The organism is Pseudoalteromonas sp. ATL1 (genome assembly GCF_058933015.1).
Genome location: NZ_JBZYXL010000001.1, coordinates 2,149,280 through 2,169,903 on the forward strand (window position 1 = coordinate 2,149,280; position 20,624 = coordinate 2,169,903).

Sequence of the window (20,624 nt, forward strand, 5' to 3'; positions counted from 1 at the left end):
AAGAAACTTAATCTAACTAAACACGCAAACCGCCATTGAGCGGTTTTTTTTCTGAAATTAAAGGAAATAACATGGCATTAGAACAAGATATAGGTCGGTTGATAGAATCAACGGATAAGTTGACCGAAACAGTGGATGGCAAGATCCAAGAGATCACAGCAAGGCTAGACCAAAAGTCTCAAGAAGTTGATAGCAGGCTCGCTGCAAAAGAGCAGGCTGTAGAATCGAAAATTGCAAGTTTCCAAAAAGCGTTGCCACTTGCACCTAATAACCTGTCAGACACTAAGTATTTTGCAAAAATAAATTCGGGGCATGAGGATGGCGTTGCAGTAGATGTGATGCAATCGCATGCAGCACCGTGGAGTTGTTTTTATCACCGAGGTACAGAGGGGACATGTACCGTGACTAAGTTAAAAAACACCATGTTAGAAGATTTTAACTTGTCTCCTAATGACAATTTTAACAGAGCAATTGGCGATTACTTTTCAGATGCAGAGCCTTTCTATGGCAGTGATTTTAGGATCTTACTGTTGGATGTAAACATTACCAAAGGCGTGACAAGCGATGAAAGCGCCGGCATGTTATTCACGCTTAATCAAGGCTGTCCAACTTTTACAGGGTGGGGCCGAGGTGAGTTTTTAACGCAAGCGACTTGCTGGGTGAATGTACTTGAGCAGTCGGGGACTTTGTCATTCTATCCATCGGCAAATCGCTCCGCTCCAATTCGTGTGGGTTCGGGTGATGTTGGCAAAGGCTGGCAATATAAACACAGTGCGATGCAAGGTTGGGGTGGCTGTCATCAACCTTACTTTAGAGGCCTCGGCAAAATGAAAGTGGCTATTGCTTTACCTTACGTTGGCACAGGCGATCATGGTGACAATATGATTTGGGCGGATAGCGTGGGTCACCCATATTCTCATACCGCCCCAGCATTAGATGAAGGAGCATAATCATGGCTGTTTTAAAACAAATTTCGACACAAAAAGTGTTTGCTGGTGGTATTAAAGACGCCACTTACGCAGAACATATTGCAAAGCAAGCCGAAGTTGCAGCAGACGACTACGAGCTTATTTTTAATGAACAAGAAATACAAATGCTAAGACGCGCCCAGTATAGTAAAGAAAGTGATTACCTTTTCTTTGACTATATGGCAGCTGTAACTGAGTTTGGTGAATCATCGACACAAGCTACAACCGCTAAAGAGGCTTGGTTGGCTCAGCGAAACGCCATCAAAGCAACTTACGCAAAACCTGCATAATTCTTAAACCGTAAACCAAACAAACCCGCTTACTAGCCCAATACTCCCTTTTTAGTGTTTTGAGGTTCTGAAACAAGTTCAGAACGACGAGGACGTGAAATATATTCCACATCGTCATCTTCACGAGGACGCGAAATATATCCCATGTCGTCATCCTGACGAAGGTCAGGATCTTATACGCGATAGGTGTTTTGCTGGTAGCGGGTTTTTTATTTTAACCCTGCCAATTTTGCAGTATGGCAATCCATTAGTTGGAGAAAACAAATGGCTTTAGAACAAGATATTGCCAAATTAATCGAGGCCTCTAATGACCTCACCACCATTGTAGACAATAAAATCACCGATATTGATGCCAAGGTGGCACAATCAAAAACCAAGGTTGATGGTTATATCAACCAAGTGAATAGCTATATCGATTCAGCGAAATACAAACATTCTCATTTTCGGTTGAGTAAAAACCAAATATTGGTACCAAATAACGATAACTCCTTTCCGCTTCATTGGAGCGGTGGCTATGTGAAAAGTGCTAAAGTGCTTGAAACAGTAGTCACTGGCATAGTGCCAGACCAACGCTCAGCTTTAGCTCGTGAGTTTTTACAAGCCATCAATTCTGATAGACAGCACTTTTCCGGTGCTTTCCATATCTGGGAGCTTGAGTATTACCCAAATCGCAGAGGCGAGGACAGTCACTCTGCATCTTACTTGATGTGGCAACATTGTAAGCATGCATCACATGTGACGTGCGCAGCAATTGTAAAACATATTCGAGGAGTTGTACCCACTAGCTCATGGTGTGGAGGATTAAAAGCAGGGGAACCTGCAAAGCTATGTGGTACCCAATACCCAGTCAGTTCTTGGCGCAATGGCTATATTCATTGCCACCCTATGGTCAATGGACAAGGTAAACCAGAAACTGAAACAGGTATAATTCAAGTCGCACTGCCTGCCGTGGTGACTGGCGAGATAGATTTAGCGAATAAGCACTGGGCCCAATTCCCATACCTAGGTGACGCTGACCAAAATGCATATGACTAAGGAGAGTAACCATGGCTAAATTAATCGTAAATAATCAACAAGTAGATCAGTTTTATAATTCAAGCACACCTGAGCATGTGACTGCGCAGCTGGTGTTAGAACAATTTGGCGAAGCAGCCACATTTGAAGTGCAACTAACAGAAGCCGAGCTGGGCGAACAAACCCGCATTGCTTCTCGCCAGTCAATTAATAAACAGGTGGCAGATAATGCCTCACTACTTGGCACCACTTCCGACACCACGCACATCCTACTCAACGAGCTAAGTGGATTTATCAACAAACTAAGCACAGCACAAAGCCTTGCTGAAATGCGTGCTTCTACGGAGTCACTCAAAGCTGCCATTGGCGGCATTGAACAACAAGTGACAGAGGGCAGTTTACAGTTCCCTTACCAAGTGAAAGGCCAAGCGCAAGTGATGGATGAAATCAGCCAACGCGCAAATGGTGTAAGCCAAGTGCTTAAAGGTGAATAAAGCGCCTTTAAGCAGACAACGCTGAACGTTTAAGTGTTATGAGATCCTGAAACAACTTCGCCGTGACTAAAAGCGTGCAGATATACACGCTTTTGTCATCGTGACGAAGGTCAGGATCTCTTAAACGTAAGGTACTACTTGTTACACATAATTTGAAGGAGCGTCACAAGATAGGGATGTCTATCTCACTTCACCGCAACCCTTCCAATTATTCCACTCCTAATTGTCATTCTATCAACTTTGAACATAATATGAGCTTAACTAATTTTAGTGCCATTGATTTTAAACAACTTCCCACCCCACAGCTGATTGAGCCCTTGAGCTTTGAGGTCATCAAAACAGCCATGCTTGATGATTTTAAAACGCGCTATCCGGCTTTTGAGTTAGATATGCCCAGCGATCCGGTCATTAAACTCATAGAATCTTTCGCCTATCGAGAACTGCTGTTGCGCCAACGTGTTAACGAAGCCGCTGAAAAAGTGCTGTTGGCAAAAGCCAGTGATAAAGAGCTGGATCATCTTGGTATGCGGTTTGGCGTAACTCGTGAGCCAAATGAAGACAACGAACGTTTTCGTTTACGCATTCAATTAGCGCTTGAGGGGTTTAGTACCGCAGGGCCTGCTGGTGCCTACGTGTTTCATGCCTTTAAAGCCTCGCAGCGGGTTAAAGATGTGCATGTGGATGCCCCCCAATTTGAGCACCAAAGCGTACCCGTTGAGCTTCAAAACCATGTGCCAGATAGCGCATTTTTGCTAAACACAATAAAAAGTGCAGGGCTTAAAAAGCCAAGGCCCGGCGATGTGGTTGTGACCATTTTAACCGACGAAGGAAACGGTAAGGCTAATCCACACATACTCAATGATGTGGCTGAATGGTTTGAGCGAGAAGACATTCGGCCATTGACCGATATCGTGCATGTAAAGTCGGCCAGTATCAAAGAGTTTGAGCTACACGCTGAGCTTACCCTGTATTCAGGGCCTGAAGAACAAGCGGTGCTTGCTCAAGTAGGGCAGGTATGCCGAGAGTGGCTCAACACGCAGCATAAACTGGGTCGCGATATTCCACTTTCAAGCTTGTATGCGGTATTAAATGTGGCTGGGGTGCACAAAATTGAAGTAACCAGCCCCACCAGCGACATTGTTGTTGCAGCCAACGAGGCACCGTATTGCACCTTGCTTAACGTCAACGTGGGTGGCCGTTATGTCGAATAACTTATTGCCCTTGAACAGCTCCTTGCTAGAGCAGGCTATTTCGCAAAGCGCTGCACGCATAGAGCAAACACCCATCAATAATGCCTGGTTGTGGGACCCAGATAATTGCCCTGAGCACTTTTTGGCTTGGTACGCCCACAGCGTGAGCGTAGATATTTGGGATAACCACTGGGATGAGCAAACTAAACGCAAAGTAGCCAAAGATAGCGTGCCTATGCACCGTGTTAAAGGCACAAAAAAATCCCTTGAAACAGCCATTAATTTACTGGGTGTTGAAGCACAGGTTATAGAAGACTGGCAAACGGACGGTATATCTCACAGCGCAAAAATTGTTGCCAACACGCAAGACAATACCAACGATGGCAGCTCTAAGCTTACCCCTAAACTGCAAGCGCAATTATGGCGCGCAATTGAGATCACCAAGCCGCTGCGGGTGCAAATGCAACTGCAAATTAAAAGTGCGCATAAAACAGGGGCGCAACTAGGCTCAACGGGGTGTAGCACGCAACTGCAACGCGATACCTGGACACAAGTGCCGCATTATGCTTTTACGCCCACATCAATGACAGCGGTATCAACCCATAGAGCCGATGTGGTAACACGGCAAAACTTCAGTGCCACGCCCGATACACAACTAGGTCAGCCGGTGCAATTACAAGCCGCGCAATTAACCTATTTCATCAACAACACAACAATGGTATGTCAATGAGTCACAACTATACCCCAATGATCACCCAAGCCGGGCTAAATGCGGCAGTCACTGCCAAAGGCAGCAATGTCAGCATTGAGCTGTCGCATATCGCGGTGGGAACAGAAGGTTATCAACCTCAGCGCACGCAAGTGGCGTTAAAAAAAGAAGTCAACCGAGTCGCTATTGCGGGTGGCAAAAACCTCGGTGATGGCCAACTACATTTAACTGGCAAATTTACCGCGACTACGGAGTACCCGGTAAAAGAGGTGGGCTTTTATTTATCAGACGGCACCTTGTTTGCCGTTTGGTCGCATCCAACCGATGTGCTGTTTTATCAAACCCCGCTGGCACAGGTGATCCAAAGCTTTGACTTGGTACTCAGCGCCACCCCAGTCGACAGCATAAACATCAACAGCAGTGGCGATTTAAACCTGTTTTTAGGCGAAGAACTGTTGGCCATCACCTTGGCGCAAACCAAAATTGCCAGCGCGCAGATAGCTGCCAATTACAGGCAACTGGAATTTAACGAACGACTTTTATCCTTAGGAGTTTAAACACAATGTCAACAATGGAACAACGCTTAGTTGCTTTGCAAGAAACCAATGCCGACTTGGTAAAAAAGAGCGAAGCGCTAACCGAAAAAGTCACTAAGCAAATGGGGCTAACTCACCGACTGATGAGTGGCAATATTTTAATGGACCCGTGGCTCATGAATACAACAGTCACGAGTGTGAATGGTGTACAAAAACGCACCCCCAATACGCCACCGTTTTTACCCGCAGGGGATGTGACTATGCAGGTGGTATCACAAGACACTTATGCGTTTGGAACGCGTTACCCGCATGGACATGTTACACAACAGCAGTTGTCGCAACCAGAGCGCTATACCGACGACCCTTGGTTGGCAAGCGAACAGCGCCCGATTTTTGCTCATCTGTCAGATAAACAAATTATGAACAGTGGTGGTTTAACGGGTGATTGGAATGGCCTTAAAAAACAAGGTTATATCAGCAAATTCAATATTCCTAAACTCACGGCAAGCCAAACAAACCATGCGTATATTGAACTAAACATAGGCCGCAATCGCGCCTTTACAGGTGGATTATTTCTATTCCGTGCGTGGGTTTATGTAAAAACAGGTAAGTTAGTGTTTGGTAACCATTCAGGCTATCAGCGCAGCTCGTCAGGCAATCATCGTTGGCAAGCTGCTGAATTTACGCCGCAGGACAGTGATGTAACACATCCATTTAAGCTGGTTGAATTTACCATTGAAACAGGCCGTTACGGTGGCAATGGGTTAAAGATGCATAATTTCGCCAGCGGCGACAACTATGCCGACCTTGAATGCTACATCGCATCACCACAGCTCTTTGCCCATGACCACCCAGACGATAACAAAAAACCCATGACCGGCGAAACATTTGGAGGCCAGTATGCTTAAAATTGCCCAACACGAAGTGTATGACATTAACAGTTTACTTGACCCTCAAACGGGAGAGCCGATTGTCGAAGGCCCTGTGGTGGGCTACGGTATTCACCAAGGCATTGATGCGGCATCGGTAGCTGAAGCACTGACGCAATACCAAAATTTACAAATTAAAGCGCAGCGTAAAGCGGCTTACATGGCAGAGTCAGATCCCATCTACATGGAATATTTATACGACGAGTCAAATGAAAAACTAGCCCAGTGGAAAGCCGCTGTGGCGGATATTAAACAGCGCCTGCCGTTTGTTTAACGTGCTCAACTAGTGCCCAAATTAACGTCCTAGTTTAACCCCACGCACAACCCCATTTTTATAGTCAAAATACGCTGCTATCAAGCCAAGCGTAGGGCTTTGTGCGTGCCCAAAAAACCATAACTAAGGTTTTATATGTCTTATACCGTTGGAAAAGTGACGATCACCCGAGGCAGTGATCGCATTTCTGGCACCTCCACAAAATTTGTGGATGCAGCCAATACCAAACAAGGTGACTTGTTTTACCATCAAGCGGGTGGCAAAGAGTCAATTTTGCAAGTCGCAGAGGTGATTGACAACAACACCCTCAAACTGCAACACCTTGATGGCAAAGCCTTCAACCCAGCAAACACCTATCCGCAGATTGCCTATGGCATTGTGCAAGACTTTGGCGATGGCCTAACTTCAGAGCTAATTCTTAAACTGAACGACCTACAAGATAAGTGGCGTGAGCGCGAGAATGAGCTAACAGGTTGGTTTGCAAGTAACGACAACAGTTACCCCATCACCAACTTTACGGGCGAGCACAAGCACGTTCCTACGCCAAAACGCATTGACGAATTGGCACAGGTGGCATCAACAGCCAGCGACCAGCTGGACGCATTTGCCACCGATATTGCCCGTAATAAAGTGTCGCTATCGCAGGTATCTCCCAAGTTAGATGCCTTTGACGCACAAGCCAAAGTGATTGAGCAGGCCCATAAAGAAACGCAAACCAACAATGCGGAAATACGCCAAAAACACACGCAGGTAATGGACGCATCACGCAAGATGCAACTGCAAAGCCAGCGCGTAGCAACTGATGTGGCACAACTGCAAGACGATGTGTTTTTTGCCGATGTATCGCGCAAAGCCGCCGACTCTCAAGCGGCCATGAGCGCGTTACTGAATGAGCAAGTTGCCAACGATAGGCGTCATGCGCACATTATTCGTAAAGAAGTCGACAGCCAAGCCGCTGTTAACGCCGCGCTAACCAAGCAAACGCAACAAAACGCCATGCAGGCCAAAGCTGCGCAGCTTGATACTAAAAGCACCGCCAGCAAAGTGGCTGAGCAACACTTGCAAGTACAAGCCAATACTCAACAAGTGGCTGAAGATACGCTACAGGCCGATATCGCCCGCAAAGCTTCCGATGCGCAAGCCGCGGCAGCCTCATTGGCACAAAAGCAAGCAGCCGAAGAAGCTCGCCACAGCCAAGTGCTGCGCAAAGCGGTTGATAGCCAAGCAGCGGCAAGTGCGGTATTTGCGCAGCAGTCAAAGCAAAATGCACTAGATGCACAAAGCGCACAGCAAGCGGTTCGTGATAAGTCAGCGCTGGTGGCCATGCAACACCAGCAAGTGCAAGCGCACGCTGAGCAAGTAGCTGAAGACGCACTACAAGCAGACATTGCCCGTAAAGACGCCGACGCTCAAGCGGCAGCCGCTTCACTACAAGCGCTCCATGCCAAACAAGCCGCGCAAACAGCCCAGCAGGCTCAGCAAGTGAGTGAGCAGCTTAAGCAACAAAGCGCTGAGTTTAAAAACCAAACCGCAGCGCTTAGCAGCAGTGCTACGCAGGCAAACACAGCAGCGCAAAGCCATGCGCAAAGCGCGCAAGCGGCCAATACGCAAGCCAAAGCCGAAGCTGATCGCGCCGAGCAAGCCAGCACCGCGGCTGACGAGCAAGCTCTCAAGGCACAAGATGCGGCTAACCTTGCCACCAAAGTCACCAGTGACTTTAGCGCCGCCAGCATCCCTGAGGCGGGCAAGGTGCCAGTGGCGCTCAGTAACAACCAACTCGACGAAGGCTGGATCAACCTTGAAAACAGCATGAGTCGCTTGGCTGTGGGCATTTTGCACAACAACCTTAGCCGCTTTCAAAAAGGCCAATTGTTGGAGCAACTCGACACGCAAATAAACAGCCTATCCACACAGCTAGCGCAGTTGCAAAGCCGAGTTGAACAAGTGGCTAACACGCCAAGTAATAGCGTAAACCGTGACTACTTTGACGGCGTACACAACAAAGGCGCCACCCATGAACTACCTGTGTTTAACATGGTGGAACGTGGTTGGTTGAGCGATGCCAGTTACCAAGAAGGCATGGCCGAGTTTATTCGTATGAATGGCGGCAGTGGTATTGTGGGTACACGCCAATATCAGGCCGATAAAGGTTTTGCGCCGGGCCATCGGGTGATCGATGCCAGTTACGCCGCGCTTAACGTGCACAATCACCCAAATTACAAGGCCATGGCAGGCATGGCTGAGGTATCAGCCTGTATCAACGGTTATTACTTTCGCACGCGCCATAACGATTACCGCTTAATGCATTCCGTGCCGGGGAAATATTTATCTCGCGCCCATTCCACGGCGGTGCAAATCCCCGAGCAGGTAAGAAGCTTGCCAACGGGATGTAATAGCGACGGCAGCATAAACTTTAACAACACCCAAGCGGGGTATATGCGCGATATAAAAACCCAATCGCCGCAAGACTGCATATGGGAAATGAGCTTTTTAGAATGTTGGATCGAAACCTTTCAAGAAGAGCTGAACGACCCAACCGACAGCTTTAGGCACTCAAACGATGGCACGCGACTCAAAGCCATTTTTGATAAGGGCCGTTACTTAAATTACTCAGGCCATAAAAATCGCAGTGAAAACATACCGTATCATCCAATGCGGGTGAGCTATGTTGACGAGCAGGGTGTACCTCAGTTTGGCATGTTGCAATTTAGAATAAGCAGTATGCCGGTGGCCACCCTTGCCAAGCGTGAAGGCAACAGCCCCGCTAAAGTGATCATTGGTAACTCTGCCAGCCACTATCACAGTTTTGATGCGGGCATTAGCGCCGAGCAAATCGCGCAGCTTAAAAACGGCACGTTAAACGAGTTAGTGATCAAAAGCTCGGTAGACTTTAACCACGCGCACGATATTCGTATTACTTGGCAAAATAGCCAACTGGTGGGGGAAGACTTACATACCTCGCACCAGCACCCGGTACAAATTATTTATGGTAATGCCAGTCAATTACCATACGACGAGCAAAAAGCACTGAAGGGCATTATTGACGACACCAACCGCTTTAAATTGGTGCGCGACCTTCGTAGCCGCGCTCGGGTAGGTGACAACAGTAAATTAATACGCAGCCGCATGGCACGCTTTGAGTGTGTTGATTTAGCAGAGCTGTGTGAGCAATTGCCGGGCTTGGAAGGGGCAGGTTCCGTACTGGAAGAAAAATACGACCAATACGGCCTGCGCGACACCTTGCAAAACTGGGCCGGAGGCAGCCTAAACGCCGCGTACTACAACCGCCGTTATCGCTTTGTGCGTAACGATGCCTCGGGCCGCGCCACGGCCAACCGTGGCTACAACGACCCAACGCTGTTTTGTGCCAAAACCACGCACCCCGAAGTGGTGGGCGGGTTTAGCTGGATGATCCCCATGGAGATGATCCTACGCACGCCACGCGAAGTGTGGAACCCATACAACTGCCCGAGTATCGCCAATAGCCAACTGCGTGAGGAAGATAAAAACGAAGGGGGTAAAAAAGCTGAAACGGCATATTCCGGCATTCACGACAGCCATTTTTACTTTGGTACACCCAAAGCGTTACTCACAGAGCAAGTGTCAGCGTCAGATCCCGCCGACACCGCGCACACCGCATGGGTCAAAGACGAAAACGGTACCCCAAGGCTGCTGTACGGCAATGGCCTGCGTGTGCATGACTTTGACGGCCACCGCCAACGCTTTCCCGTGTACCCGCTGTATTTTGAACACAGCCACGACGCCAACCAGCAACATTGGTTGCGCAACAATTTAAAAACTCTTTTAAAACAAGCGGTCAATGGCACATTGACCATCACAGATATTGACGAAATGCTATAGGAGCAACCATGGCAACGCATACCGAGCAACTCGCGAAGGTAGTTAAAACCAATACCGACCTTACCACCGCCATCACCGGCGAATTAGATAAATGGCAAGCACAGCGCAACAGCGCGAAAGACGAGCTACAAAAAGCCGTTGGGGCAGTGGTCGACAATAAAATTGATTTATATGTCGACGCCGAAAGCGGCGATGATAGCAATAGTGGCTTATCCATTGCGACGAGTTTAAAAACGTTGGATAAAGCGCTGAGCCTTATTAGTAAGGCTAGTGAAAAGATTGTACGTGTATTCCTTAAAGGGGGACATACATACCAAATTACATCTTTGATTTACTTAGAAACATTAAAAGTATCTTTTTACACCTTGGGGATACCAGAACTAAGTGTGAGAAATGAAACCAACTTGGAAGAATTCCAGGCCCAATTCGCTACGATTGAGAATATTGTTCAGGTTGATGAAAGCAAAGATTACCAATCGAACATATATTACACGACTGGTATACGGTCAGCTTCAAAAGCAAGTCAATCTTTTTATTTTCATAAAGTAATATTAAAAACGCCAAGCGTTTCTGAACGTTGGAAATCTACCATTTGGACAGGCTTAATTCATAGGAGCGACTTTAGTGGGCAAGCCAATGTCGTAGTCGTTCAGTGTTATTTGGACTTAGGCTCACCTTTGGCTAAGTCTGCAAGTGGCGTGGGCTTTGTAAATTTTGATAGCTATTTCAATCAATTTAACCTAACACGTTTGATAGAATCGCCATTACGTGACAACTATGTGGTCGCTACAAGTACTAAATATGTAAAGTGTCATTTCGGTGGGGTTTATTATGGGCATACCGAAGGTCTAATAGGGGATATTCGAAAGTACCTTGTGGAGTGTTATTACAATACCTCAAATCCTGATGCCGAGCCTCGAAACGTTATCTCAAACCTTGACCTACGCCGTTCACAAACCCTAAGGAGCTAACCCATGGAACTTGATTTTATCGAATTTGATAGTGCTTATGAGCAACAAGAGCAGGCGCGCCAGCAGCGTTTAAATGTGCTATGCCAATTTAGAATGGATATTCGCAAGCAGGGTTACAGCGATATTGTGCCTGAGTTTGCCGATATGGACGAAGTACGTGAAGTGCGCACTGAGCTGCTAACGCAAGCCGATGTGCTGATTAATAAAGCCTTTGACGCCGACCAAGACACCAGTGCGCTGAAGCAATACCGCCAAGCCCTGCGTGATGTAACCGAGCAAAGCTTTGACTTTTCAGCGCCGTTTAATCCATTTCCGCCGCTGCCAAGCAATTAATCTTGTTATTTAAACGCGAATTTAAAAAACATTAATCTAATTTTTAGCACGCAAGGGTAGCCGATTTGTCGTCTTGGCATACAGCACGTAGGTATCCACTATTCGTCATCCTGACGAAGGTCAGGATCTTTTAAGCCACGGCGCGCATTGTGTTTCCCAACGCTCAAGTAAAGAGATTCTGAAACAAGTTCAGAATGACGAGGTATGTGCATACGTTGACTATATCGTCACCCAGACGAACAGCGCATATGCACCGACAGCACCGTCATCGTGACGAACTGCGCATATGCACCCATTATTCGTCATCCTGACGAAGGTCAGGATCTTTTACACAAATACGCCACCCCGCGTGCTTTATTACAAAAGGAGCCTATATGGCAACGCTTACAGAGCAACTTAGCCAAGTTGTACAAACCAACGCCGAACTCACCGATGCGGTTGAATCCGAATTGGCAAAATGGCAAGCCGAGCGCGAAGGCGCACTGGCCGATATGCAACAGTCAGTCAGTGACTCAGTGCAATCACTGAACAACTATATCAGCAACGCCCGCCAAGAATACCCAGTATTTCGTTCCTCAAAAAACCAGTCATTGATGGATGTAAATGGCACTGTACCGCAATTTTGGGGCACTTCTGGTATCGCAGGTGGAAACTACCAAGAGGTAGCTGTGGTTAATGGTAATAACTATAAGAATGACTTTGATGAAGATGTTGAGCAGTTACTCGTTAAAATGGGCATCACTAAAACTAGACCATATTACAACGGTTATGCTTTTAAAGTTATAAGGGTGACATGGTCAGGCATACAAAACCAAGCTTACTCTTTTAACTACAATAGGTTACCAACAACGATTCACCCTTATCTTACGTTTGCTGCTTACGTGAAACTAAAATCGGGAAATGTGAGAATTTACGGTAGAGCCGTTGAATCCAGTGAATGGGGGCTTTTTGGTGGTCACTATAAAACGGATTTCCATAACACAGCTCATGTTGCTATTACGCACACCTCCGAAAGCGGCGAAATGTTGCTTGCTTTACCCGCGGTGGTGGCAGGCCATGTGGACTTATCAAACTTTCAAAACTGGGGCCAATTCTTCCGCCCATCTGAACTAACTTGGGACTAATCACAGCATGAAAATTTTTATCGAATATAATCATATTGCCTCATACGGCGGTTTGCTAAGCGAACAACAAGCGCTGGAGCAACTGCACTCTATGCAGATTGACGCCACTTTAGAGCAAATCACCGTGGGCTTTGACACCCTAGATGAAATTCGTGAAGCCAGAGTCCCGCTGCTGGCACAGGCGGATATTTTAATTAACAAAGCAGAAGATGCACGAAAAGACACCACCGCTTTGCGTCAATACCGCCAAGCACTGCGCGATGTCACCGAGCACAATTTTGACTTTAGCACCGCATTTAACCCATTCCCGGCCGTGCCACTGTAACCCCACACGGCAAACCATTTAAACGCATTTAGCTAAAAATTCAGCCATTTTCAACGGCCCAACTGCACAGCACTTGGGCCGCTTTGTTTTGAATTTTTTAGTTTTTTAACAAGCGCTAAAAAAGCATTGAGCAACATTGCTAGGCATATTTTTGCACTTGTTTTTAGACATATTTATAGAAAAGGTTTTAAAAAAACATGAGCGACACTAATCCAACAGAGCTACTCACTGATGTAGTCAACACCAACACTGAGCTAACCAACACCATTAGAGGTGAACTTGGCAAATGGCAAACCGCAAGGCAAGATCTTGAGAAAAAAGGCCACGAGTTATTGGGTGAAATTGATAACACCTTATCCGTCACCTTTCACATTGACAGCAACGCAGCCGATGGCGGCGTTGGCAGCATCGAATCTCCATTTAACTCTTTTGACAAAGCAAACCAACATGTACAAGGCATGGGGGCTTTGCAACTGGTCACCTTCAAGTTATTGGCCGACTATGAGCTAGCTCAAGATGAGGTGATAGGCGCATCTCATGTTTTATCGACAAACTCAATGCCAGCGTTCTTTATAGAATTGAACAGGCACACATTAAGATTTGGGAAAAAAACAGTAAGGTCGGCAGATCAATATGTTGATAATCATGCAGGTGGTTTTGGTTGTTTTGCTCTGTTTTCAAGAACACCCATGCTGGCAATATATAATGGCGTATTGCAATTCCCTAGCCATTTTGTTGAGACTACCAATGAGGGTCAAAACCCTTGGTATATGAACCGTGACAGCACAGCCATTAAATTTCAAGGTTCTCGGTGGTGCAATCAACGACTTTATATTAGCACCTGCCGCTTGGAAGTTTTTGATTTAACCACGGGCTTATTATCAGAAGCTGCAGAGGTGGATGACCCTAAGCGTGGCTTGTTAATCGGTACTCATAGCGGAAAGCACACGTATGAGGGTAGCGTTGCACAATGTGCGGTGATAATGAGGGAAGTCGCATATCGCTACGTAGATGGTACAGGAGAAGAGCAACATAAATTGATGTATGACTTACCCAGCGAACGCATCATGCATTCTAGTATTAATTTCTATCATCACTCTCATGGTTGGGCGCTCACTAACACTAAATTTGGACTTGCATAATATGACTGACTTTAATCACGACACTATCCCTTTAAGCCTTGAGCAACAACAGCAAGAGCACAGTAATAATATGTTGGCGGCGATGCGCCAGCAATTAGCCAGTCAATGTGATGCGCAAAGCCTACTCGGTACCACCTCGGATGTTGCGCAGTTAAGCTTGGTACTGTTACACCAACTCAACAGCGCACTGAGCTCAGCCCACAGCTTTGAGGAATTTAAAACCCAAGGCTTGCAAGCACTTGAGGATTTAACTGCATTAACGCCGTTGTTGCAAAACGCCGAGCTGACCATAAACGCCAAACCCACCGACTCAATTTTGGCAGAAATGGTCGAGCGCAGCCAAGCGGTAACAACCTTGCTGAAAAAATACCAACGCGTATAACCGCCATCTAGTTTTTTAACTATTACACCACCCAAACGCAGGGCAAAAGTTCCCGCATTTTTCCTGCGTATAGCGTGTATACCACTGAGTATTTAACCGCATACACTTCAAGAAACTTGCCGCCATAGGTGGCGAGCTTTACTTCTTTTTCGAAGCGGTCAAAGTTGACCGTTTTTTCAAACCTATTTTGGTTAGTATTTTTACATCGTCGCAGTGATCAGCATATTTACTGCTTATTACCTACCTCAATCAAAACGTGTTTTTTGCACACGTTAAAGTTACGCAACATTTTTTAGGAATCACTATGTCTCAATCCACATCACATAAGTTTTATTTAGTAGAAGAAACAGAGTATGGCGTTACGCCTGCGTCGGCACAGTTTATTGAAGTGCCAATTACGGGCACTACATTGGGCCTAACCAAAAATACCAGCCAATCAAATACCATTCGTAGCGACCGCCAAATCACCGATTTTCGTGATGGTACACAGCAAATTGGCGGCGATATTAAAGCTGAGCTGCAATGGCAAGCCATTGATATGTTACTTGCAGCGGCGGTATGCGGTGACTGGGAAGCAAATAAATTAAAAAGTGGCACACAGCGTCGCAGCTTTAGCATTTTGCGTCACTTTACAACCTTGTCTGCGGCCGATAAGCCTTACCAACTTTATCGTGGTATTGAGCTAAACAACATCAATATTCAGCTTGGCACTGAAGGCGTGACAACGGCAACGTTCAGCGCGGTCGGTAAATCGGTAGAAGCGCTTTCTGAGTTACCAACGGGCGCCACACTAAAAGCCACGGCAGCCGTACCGGCGGTAGATACCTTTAACGGCCAAGTAACAGAAGGCGGCGAAAACCTAGCCATTGCGACTGAACTTGGGTTTACCCTTGAAAACGGCATTGAGCCACGCTTTGTAATTGGCTCTAGTGAAACCATTCGCCCGTCAATTGGTTTATCAAACCTAACTGGTACGCTGGGTGTGTATTTTGAAAACCACGCACTGCTTGAAAAGTTCTTTAACGGTGAGCACTCAAACATCAGCTTTTCAATGGCCGATCCACAAGGTAACCAATACTTAGTGAAAGTGCCAAATTTAAAATACACCGGGGGTCAGCCTGATGTAGAAGGCACTGGCGCAATCATTGTATCGCTGCCATTCCAAGGCTTATTGTCAGAAACCGACGGCACAAACTTAATCATTGAAAGGAAAGCAAAAGCATGAGCATGATGGAAGATTTTTTCACCCGTGAAAAAGCCAACGAAGGCATTAAAGTACCACTGACGTTACCAGACGGCTCTGAGTCTGAGCACTACATGGTGGTACGAGGCATTGACTCAGACGCATTTAGAGATGCAGAAACTCAAGCCAAGCGCAATGCCATGGCATTTGCGGCCATTGAAGACGAAGCAAAGCGTGCTGAGGCGTTTGCCGATGAGCGCTTAGGGTTAATTGCAGCACTGGTTGCTGATTGGTCATTTGATGAACCATGTGAGTTTGAAACCATTAAAAAGTTTTTGCATCAAGCGCCGCAAATTTGCGAACAAATTGATAAAGTTGCGGCCAAACGTGCACTTTTTTTCGCCAAAGGGTTGAGCAGTTCGCCGACTACGCCAAAAGCGAGTTCCAACTAAATACCATACCTAAAGGCGCACGCTTAACCCGTAAACAAGCGCTAAAACAGGTCTGGAAAACCACAGGTCATAAGCCAGCCGAATTGGCAGAGCAGCCCGCTCTGCCAGAGGAGCTGGCTTATTTATGGCACTGGTATTTAGAGCTGAAAAGCGACAAACCACTCAATTTTACCGAAATTTACCACTGGTCATCTCTAACGCGTAAACACCTCCGCTCCTGGGAGGTCGATCTTTTGCGCTCAATAGACCGAATTTATTGGAGTGTCATGCATGGCAACTAACGCTGAGCTTTCCCTATCGTTGCTAATTAAAGAAACCACCACCGCAACGCGTGAACTCTCAAAACTTGAAGAGCAAGTAAAAAAGTCCGCAAGAGCAACTTCTGATTTTGCTGATGATGTTAATTGGGCAAAAAAATCGCTATCGGGGTTCTTATCGCATATTAAAGGTGCAAGTAAAAACCTCACATGGTTAAGTCGAGACTTTAAAGATGCAAGAAAGTCTGCCTTAACTTTTGGGCAAGATTCAGGTAAGGCATTTAACAAGCTGGAGCAAAACTCAAATAGCGCTAGAGGAAGGTTAGCAGCATTAGAAGAGCAATTGAAAAAAAACATTAGTGCGAGCAACGCGTTTAATGCTGCTATTAATCAAAGCGGTGGCTCTTCGGGTACTAGTTCAAGTGGGGTCGATAACGGGACTAACGATAATACTCAAAGCGGTGGTTCAGGGCTAAGTAAAGCACTGCGCAAAGTGGGTAATTTTGGCAAAGAGTTATACTTAGCCGCAGGCGGACCAGCCAGTTTGGCAGAGGCACTTGTTGCAGCTGGTCAAAAAACGATAGCCGTAACGTCTCAATTTGAAGCGCTTGAAGCGAGAATAAATGTTGTTGCAGCGAGCTCTGAGAAAAGTAAAGAGATCTTCCACAATCTCAAAGAAATGGCAGAAGCAACGCCACATAGTATTGAGCAAACCACTAGTTCGTTTATTGCCTTATACAACAATGGCTTGACGCCAACTAAAGAAGCAATGACGGCCTATGGTGATATTGCCAGTGCCATGGGGATGAGTTTGTTAGATGTATCAAACAATGTCATCAATGCAACTTCTCTGAATGCTAAAACACAGGAAACCGCTTTTGCTAACCTTGGGATCAACGCGAAAGCAACAGAAGAAGGACTAGCGCTTACGTATAACGGTGTAACGACCAACATCAAGGATAATACGGAGAGTATTCAGCAGTATTTTAACCAGTTAGCGCAAAGCAACTTTGCTGGGGCCATGGCTGAGCAAATGGGAACAATGGGTGGTGAGGTTGCCCGTTTTAAGTCTGAATGGGATGAACTGTTTTTAAATATTGGCTCGGGAGGAGTTGGCGATGCTATAAAATCTGCATTTAGCGTAGGAAGTGATGCTTTAGATACGTTTAATGACTCATTGGCATCAGGTCAGTTAGGAAAGTACTTTGACGCTTACATAGGTCCATTGAAAGCGGGCTTTAGTGGTCTTTATCAGTACACCATGGGAGATGAGTTAGAGGCTGCGTTAAATGGCGCTTCGAGCTTTTTTTCAAAAGCGTATGAAAAATGGGGAGGAGATGCCAAAGAAGGCCTGAAAAAGCTTGGTGTAAACTACTTGCTAATTCCCCAGAGTATCAGTTCAGCGGTCAGTATAGCGCGCAAAGAATTCGATCACTGGATGAATTACTTTGATACTGCGACGGATTATACGTTTACCAGTATCAAAAATGACCTTGCGTCGGCAAGTGAATCATTAATGCTCGAGTTTAAAAACTCGATTGGAGCATTGAATCCGTGGTCTGATTCATTTAATTATGAAGAAGAGAAAAAGAAGGTTGCGCAAAACAAGGCTCAAAGAGATGAGGAACTTAAAAACCTCAGAGGTAACAAATCTGAAAAACTTGATGAGTTTGCCAGTAGTACATTTGAAGAGCGCATTAAGAAATCTTGGGATGAAGCGTTAAAACAAAGAGAAAAGGTCACAGAAGAACTTTATAAAAAGCTTGATGAAGCAAAAAAGCTTGGCGAGGCCTACGACAAAAAAGGCGAAAACTACAACAACGCGAATAACAACACTGAAATTGGTTTAAAACCTGCAAAGGGCCCCAAAGCAAGCTCCGGACTAAATAACACTGAGAAAAACAATGATGTTCAAGCAATTGTTAGCGCATTAGACCCAAAAAGTGACAAGACATCTGCGCAAAAAAACGCCGAAGAAACAGAAAAGCTGCTGACACAAAGCTGTGAGCGTCAAATTCAAACCGTGACCGACGCTGAAAATAAGCTTACACAAGTTCAGACTGATTTAGTCAAAAAACGAAATGAGAAAATTGCAGAGCTAGAACAGGTCAAAAACAATCGCTTAGTGACGCAGGCTTCAGATCTCATATCTCAATTGCAAAATATGGGAGAGTCATTTTCTGCGGATTTAACAAATCCAGAGAATGTCGAGAAGGCAATAACCGAAACCATCGACGTTTTTAACGCCGGGAAAAACCTTATTAATGAACTTTTTGGTGAAGATGATGAGGAAGATGAATCATCAGGGGCGGGTACAGACAGTTTAGAGGAGAGTGCTACACAAGAGCTTGATCTGCTTCAGTCTCTAAACCAGCAAAAAGCTGATCAAGAAATAGCAGCGGAAACCGAAAAAAACCAGCAAATCGAGTCGATGGAGCAGGAACGAATGCAAAGTCAGCTCGGTGCATCTAGTTCGTTTTTTGGTCAAATGAGTGGGTTGGCAAAGAATTACGCTGGTGAGCAGTCCAAAGCTTATCAAGGCCTTTATGCAGTTTCTAAAGCGTTCAGCATAGCTCAAGGTGTTATGAGTATTGCAACAGGTATTGCACGTGCTAATGAGCTTGGCTTTCCAGCGAATATCGCTGAAATGGCAAGAGTGGCGGCCACAGGCGCGTCTGTCATGAGTACAATTAAAGGTGCTAATTTTTCAGGCGCCTACGACCACGGTGGCCTTATTCCCGCAGGCAAGATTGGTCTTGTTGGTGAGTACGGTCCAGAACTTATCGCGGGCCCCGTCAATGTTACCAGTCGTCGCACTACCGCAGGGTTGAACACGTCAAATAGCCTTGCAGAACAAACACCACAAAACATCGATAAATCAGTCAAATTTAATTACGTCATCAATGCCAATGATAGTGACGGCGTTGCGCAAGTTATGAAGCGAGAGCGCGCCAAAATTATGCAAGATGTACGTTATGCAATGGAGTCAGGAGAATGGGATTAACCGCATTAACACAAATTGCAAAAGCCAAAATTTCCTCAGAAACAAAAAGCCTCGTTACAAAAAACAAATACAGTTTTACTCGTCAAGTACGCCAGCTTGGTCAACCACAACGGTGGCGCATTAAGCTCACTACCACAGCCATGCCTTATCAAGAAGCCATGGCGGTGTACGCGGAAATCGCAAGCCTTGATGGTGTTTTTGAAAAAACCGAAATATCTAATCCATTGCCACAAATTGGCAGTGTATTGAGTGCAAAAACGGCTGAGTCACTATCAATTGGAGAGAGCTCAGTACGCGTTGCTGTAATAGCTAAAGGTGAGGGCGTTGCATTTGCAGCCGGCGACTTTATTCAATTTTCAGGACATCACAAGGTTTATCAAGTGACAGGGTATAACAACGATGCTGGTATTGTGCACTTTTACCCCAAGTTAAAAGATTATGTATCGGGTAACTCACAGCTTAACGTGGGTGCACAAGTACAATTTTTGGTGTATAGCGACGACGATGACACCGAGATTTCTATTTCAGCGGGTCGCCCAATTCCGGTCAGTGTTGAGCTGGTGGAGGTAACCTGATTATGTCTCACCCATTACAACAAGCGCTGGCCGGCGACTACCAGTTTTGTCATTTGCTGACTATTTGGTTCGATTGGGGCCCAATTTATATGACTGATGCTGACGAACACATCAGCTATGGTGGCAGTATTTACCATGCGGGTATGTTTAAAAGCTTTAGTGCAGTAAAGCATAGTAGCGGTATTCGTATTGGTGATCTCAAACTGAACTTGAATTCTTTAGACTCCGCCGTTGTGGCATTAGGCCTTGGTGAAAAGTGGATGAACCGCCGCGTTGAGCTATCCAAATTAATCATAACCGATTCGCCTGTGGGCGTGTTGTCTCTATACAAAGGTTTAATTTCAAAAATGGATATGAACTCGTCTGGCACCTTGAGTTTTACCGTAAGCTCTATTTGGGCCGACTTTGAAAAATCCGCAGGGCGTCAGACCAACACAAAGAGCCATCAGAAGTTTTTTCCTAATACAGATCCCTTTGAACATACGCCGTTTTTATCGGATTCAGTGCCTTGGGGCAAAGAAGGAGATGGCACGGTGAAATCTCGTACGTCTAAATCAAGTTTTGGGCCGCCAAAGCGAAAACAAGACCCTAACCAGCAGGATGATCGCTAA

At 45.9% G+C, this 20,624-nt stretch carries 22 protein-coding genes; all 22 read left to right on the forward strand.

Going from position 1 to position 20,624, the window contains the following annotated elements; translation table 11 throughout:
- Positions 1–71: 71 nt before the first annotated feature.
- The 22 genes from AC5FX4_RS09725 to AC5FX4_RS09830 all read left to right on the forward strand — a co-directional run bounded on the left by AC5FX4_RS09725 (position 72) and on the right by AC5FX4_RS09830 (position 20,624).
- A complete protein-coding gene (locus AC5FX4_RS09725) occupies positions 72–950 on the forward strand; it encodes a hypothetical protein (RefSeq protein WP_493606211.1) in 879 nt (292 codons plus the stop codon).
- Between the two features lie 2 nt (positions 951–952).
- Complete coding sequence (locus AC5FX4_RS09730) at positions 953–1,258, forward strand: ubiquitin family protein (protein WP_493606212.1); 306 nt, start codon at positions 953–955, stop codon at positions 1,256–1,258.
- Positions 1,259–1,522: 264 nt separating this feature from the next.
- A complete protein-coding gene (locus AC5FX4_RS09735) occupies positions 1,523–2,293 on the forward strand; it encodes a hypothetical protein (protein WP_493606213.1) in 771 nt (256 codons plus the stop codon).
- 11 nt (positions 2,294–2,304) lie between these two features.
- Positions 2,305–2,766 (forward strand): hypothetical protein, encoded by a 462-nt coding sequence (locus AC5FX4_RS09740; protein ID WP_493606214.1) that lies wholly within the window; start codon positions 2,305–2,307, stop codon positions 2,764–2,766.
- A 251-nt stretch (positions 2,767–3,017) separates the two neighbouring features.
- Complete coding sequence (locus AC5FX4_RS09745; protein ID WP_493606215.1) at positions 3,018–3,977, forward strand: baseplate assembly protein; 960 nt, start codon at positions 3,018–3,020, stop codon at positions 3,975–3,977.
- Positions 3,967–4,686 (forward strand): phage tail protein I, encoded by a 720-nt coding sequence (locus tag AC5FX4_RS09750; RefSeq protein WP_493606216.1) that lies wholly within the window; start codon positions 3,967–3,969, stop codon positions 4,684–4,686. The genes AC5FX4_RS09745 and AC5FX4_RS09750 overlap by 11 nt, the downstream gene beginning before the upstream one ends.
- Positions 4,683–5,222 carry a phage tail-collar fiber domain-containing protein gene (locus AC5FX4_RS09755; RefSeq protein WP_493606217.1) on the forward strand — a complete coding sequence of 180 codons (540 nt, stop codon included), beginning with the start codon at positions 4,683–4,685 and terminating at the stop codon, positions 5,220–5,222. The genes AC5FX4_RS09750 and AC5FX4_RS09755 overlap by 4 nt, the downstream gene beginning before the upstream one ends.
- Positions 5,223–5,227: 5 nt before the next feature.
- The gene (locus AC5FX4_RS09760) at positions 5,228–6,109 is read left to right on the forward strand and encodes a hypothetical protein (protein WP_493606218.1); all 882 of its coding nucleotides are present in this window, start codon (positions 5,228–5,230) and stop codon (positions 6,107–6,109) included.
- Positions 6,102–6,404: a hypothetical protein gene (locus AC5FX4_RS09765; RefSeq protein ID WP_493606219.1), complete on the forward strand. Its 303-nt coding sequence runs from the start codon at positions 6,102–6,104 to the stop codon at positions 6,402–6,404. The genes AC5FX4_RS09760 and AC5FX4_RS09765 overlap by 8 nt, the downstream gene beginning before the upstream one ends.
- A gap of 135 nt (positions 6,405–6,539) precedes the next feature.
- Positions 6,540–10,265, forward strand: a complete 3,726-nt coding sequence (locus AC5FX4_RS09770; protein ID WP_493606220.1) for a coiled-coil domain-containing protein — start codon at positions 6,540–6,542, stop codon at positions 10,263–10,265.
- Between the two features lie 8 nt (positions 10,266–10,273).
- The gene (locus AC5FX4_RS09775; protein WP_493606221.1) at positions 10,274–11,236 is read left to right on the forward strand and encodes a hypothetical protein; all 963 of its coding nucleotides are present in this window, start codon (positions 10,274–10,276) and stop codon (positions 11,234–11,236) included.
- Positions 11,237–11,239: 3 nt separating this feature from the next.
- Positions 11,240–11,569: a phage tail assembly chaperone gene (locus tag AC5FX4_RS09780; protein ID WP_493606222.1), complete on the forward strand. Its 330-nt coding sequence runs from the start codon at positions 11,240–11,242 to the stop codon at positions 11,567–11,569.
- Between the two features lie 374 nt (positions 11,570–11,943).
- A complete protein-coding gene (locus AC5FX4_RS09785) occupies positions 11,944–12,693 on the forward strand; it encodes a hypothetical protein (RefSeq protein ID WP_493606223.1) in 750 nt (249 codons plus the stop codon).
- Between the two features lie 7 nt (positions 12,694–12,700).
- Positions 12,701–13,018 carry a tail fiber assembly protein gene (locus tag AC5FX4_RS09790; protein ID WP_493606224.1) on the forward strand — a complete coding sequence of 106 codons (318 nt, stop codon included), beginning with the start codon at positions 12,701–12,703 and terminating at the stop codon, positions 13,016–13,018.
- A gap of 197 nt (positions 13,019–13,215) precedes the next feature.
- Positions 13,216–14,160 (forward strand): hypothetical protein, encoded by a 945-nt coding sequence (locus AC5FX4_RS09795; RefSeq protein ID WP_493606225.1) that lies wholly within the window; start codon positions 13,216–13,218, stop codon positions 14,158–14,160.
- 1 nt (position 14,161) lies between these two features.
- Entirely contained in the window at positions 14,162–14,542 is a 381-nt protein-coding gene (locus AC5FX4_RS09800) for a hypothetical protein (RefSeq protein ID WP_493606226.1), read from the forward strand.
- Positions 14,543–14,846: 304 nt separating this feature from the next.
- On the forward strand, positions 14,847–15,767 hold the full coding sequence (locus tag AC5FX4_RS09805; RefSeq protein ID WP_493606227.1) for a phage tail tube protein: 921 nt from the start codon (positions 14,847–14,849) through the stop codon (positions 15,765–15,767).
- Positions 15,764–16,177, forward strand: a complete 414-nt coding sequence (locus tag AC5FX4_RS09810; protein ID WP_493606228.1) for a phage tail assembly chaperone — start codon at positions 15,764–15,766, stop codon at positions 16,175–16,177. The genes AC5FX4_RS09805 and AC5FX4_RS09810 overlap by 4 nt, the downstream gene beginning before the upstream one ends.
- 5 nt (positions 16,178–16,182) lie before the next feature.
- On the forward strand, positions 16,183–16,458 hold the full coding sequence (locus AC5FX4_RS09815) for a phage tail assembly chaperone (protein ID WP_493607801.1): 276 nt from the start codon (positions 16,183–16,185) through the stop codon (positions 16,456–16,458).
- Positions 16,448–19,438: a hypothetical protein gene (locus tag AC5FX4_RS09820; protein WP_493606229.1), complete on the forward strand. Its 2,991-nt coding sequence runs from the start codon at positions 16,448–16,450 to the stop codon at positions 19,436–19,438. Before AC5FX4_RS09815 ends, AC5FX4_RS09820 begins: the two co-directional genes overlap by 11 nt.
- On the forward strand, positions 19,429–20,013 hold the full coding sequence (locus AC5FX4_RS09825; protein WP_493606230.1) for a hypothetical protein: 585 nt from the start codon (positions 19,429–19,431) through the stop codon (positions 20,011–20,013). Before AC5FX4_RS09820 ends, AC5FX4_RS09825 begins: the two co-directional genes overlap by 10 nt.
- A 2-nt stretch (positions 20,014–20,015) precedes the next feature.
- On the forward strand, positions 20,016–20,624 hold the full coding sequence (locus tag AC5FX4_RS09830) for a baseplate hub domain-containing protein (RefSeq protein WP_493606231.1): 609 nt from the start codon (positions 20,016–20,018) through the stop codon (positions 20,622–20,624).

Excerpts from the sequence above, each read along its gene's own strand:
- AC5FX4_RS09725 (WP_493606211.1), top strand. The coding sequence starts at position 72 with ATGGCATTAGAACAAGATATAGGTCGGTTGATAGAATCAACGGATAAG.
- AC5FX4_RS09730 (WP_493606212.1), top strand. The coding sequence starts at position 953 with ATGGCTGTTTTAAAACAAATTTCGACACAAAAAGTGTTTGCTGGTGGT.
- AC5FX4_RS09735 (WP_493606213.1), top strand. The coding sequence starts at position 1,523 with ATGGCTTTAGAACAAGATATTGCCAAATTAATCGAGGCCTCTAATGAC.
- AC5FX4_RS09740 (WP_493606214.1), top strand. The coding sequence starts at position 2,305 with ATGGCTAAATTAATCGTAAATAATCAACAAGTAGATCAGTTTTATAAT.
- AC5FX4_RS09745 (WP_493606215.1), top strand. The coding sequence starts at position 3,018 with ATGAGCTTAACTAATTTTAGTGCCATTGATTTTAAACAACTTCCCACC.
- AC5FX4_RS09750 (WP_493606216.1), top strand. The coding sequence starts at position 3,967 with ATGTCGAATAACTTATTGCCCTTGAACAGCTCCTTGCTAGAGCAGGCT.
- AC5FX4_RS09755 (WP_493606217.1), top strand. The coding sequence starts at position 4,683 with ATGAGTCACAACTATACCCCAATGATCACCCAAGCCGGGCTAAATGCG.
- AC5FX4_RS09760 (WP_493606218.1), top strand. The coding sequence starts at position 5,228 with ATGTCAACAATGGAACAACGCTTAGTTGCTTTGCAAGAAACCAATGCC.
- AC5FX4_RS09765 (WP_493606219.1), top strand. The coding sequence starts at position 6,102 with ATGCTTAAAATTGCCCAACACGAAGTGTATGACATTAACAGTTTACTT.
- AC5FX4_RS09770 (WP_493606220.1), top strand. The coding sequence starts at position 6,540 with ATGTCTTATACCGTTGGAAAAGTGACGATCACCCGAGGCAGTGATCGC.
- AC5FX4_RS09775 (WP_493606221.1), top strand. The coding sequence starts at position 10,274 with ATGGCAACGCATACCGAGCAACTCGCGAAGGTAGTTAAAACCAATACC.
- AC5FX4_RS09780 (WP_493606222.1), top strand. The coding sequence starts at position 11,240 with ATGGAACTTGATTTTATCGAATTTGATAGTGCTTATGAGCAACAAGAG.
- AC5FX4_RS09785 (WP_493606223.1), top strand. The coding sequence starts at position 11,944 with ATGGCAACGCTTACAGAGCAACTTAGCCAAGTTGTACAAACCAACGCC.
- AC5FX4_RS09790 (WP_493606224.1), top strand. The coding sequence starts at position 12,701 with ATGAAAATTTTTATCGAATATAATCATATTGCCTCATACGGCGGTTTG.
- AC5FX4_RS09795 (WP_493606225.1), top strand. The coding sequence starts at position 13,216 with ATGAGCGACACTAATCCAACAGAGCTACTCACTGATGTAGTCAACACC.
- AC5FX4_RS09800 (WP_493606226.1), top strand. The coding sequence starts at position 14,162 with ATGACTGACTTTAATCACGACACTATCCCTTTAAGCCTTGAGCAACAA.
- AC5FX4_RS09805 (WP_493606227.1), top strand. The coding sequence starts at position 14,847 with ATGTCTCAATCCACATCACATAAGTTTTATTTAGTAGAAGAAACAGAG.
- AC5FX4_RS09810 (WP_493606228.1), top strand. The coding sequence starts at position 15,764 with ATGAGCATGATGGAAGATTTTTTCACCCGTGAAAAAGCCAACGAAGGC.
- AC5FX4_RS09820 (WP_493606229.1), top strand. The coding sequence starts at position 16,448 with ATGGCAACTAACGCTGAGCTTTCCCTATCGTTGCTAATTAAAGAAACC.
- AC5FX4_RS09825 (WP_493606230.1), top strand. The coding sequence starts at position 19,429 with ATGGGATTAACCGCATTAACACAAATTGCAAAAGCCAAAATTTCCTCA.
- AC5FX4_RS09830 (WP_493606231.1), top strand. The coding sequence starts at position 20,016 with ATGTCTCACCCATTACAACAAGCGCTGGCCGGCGACTACCAGTTTTGT.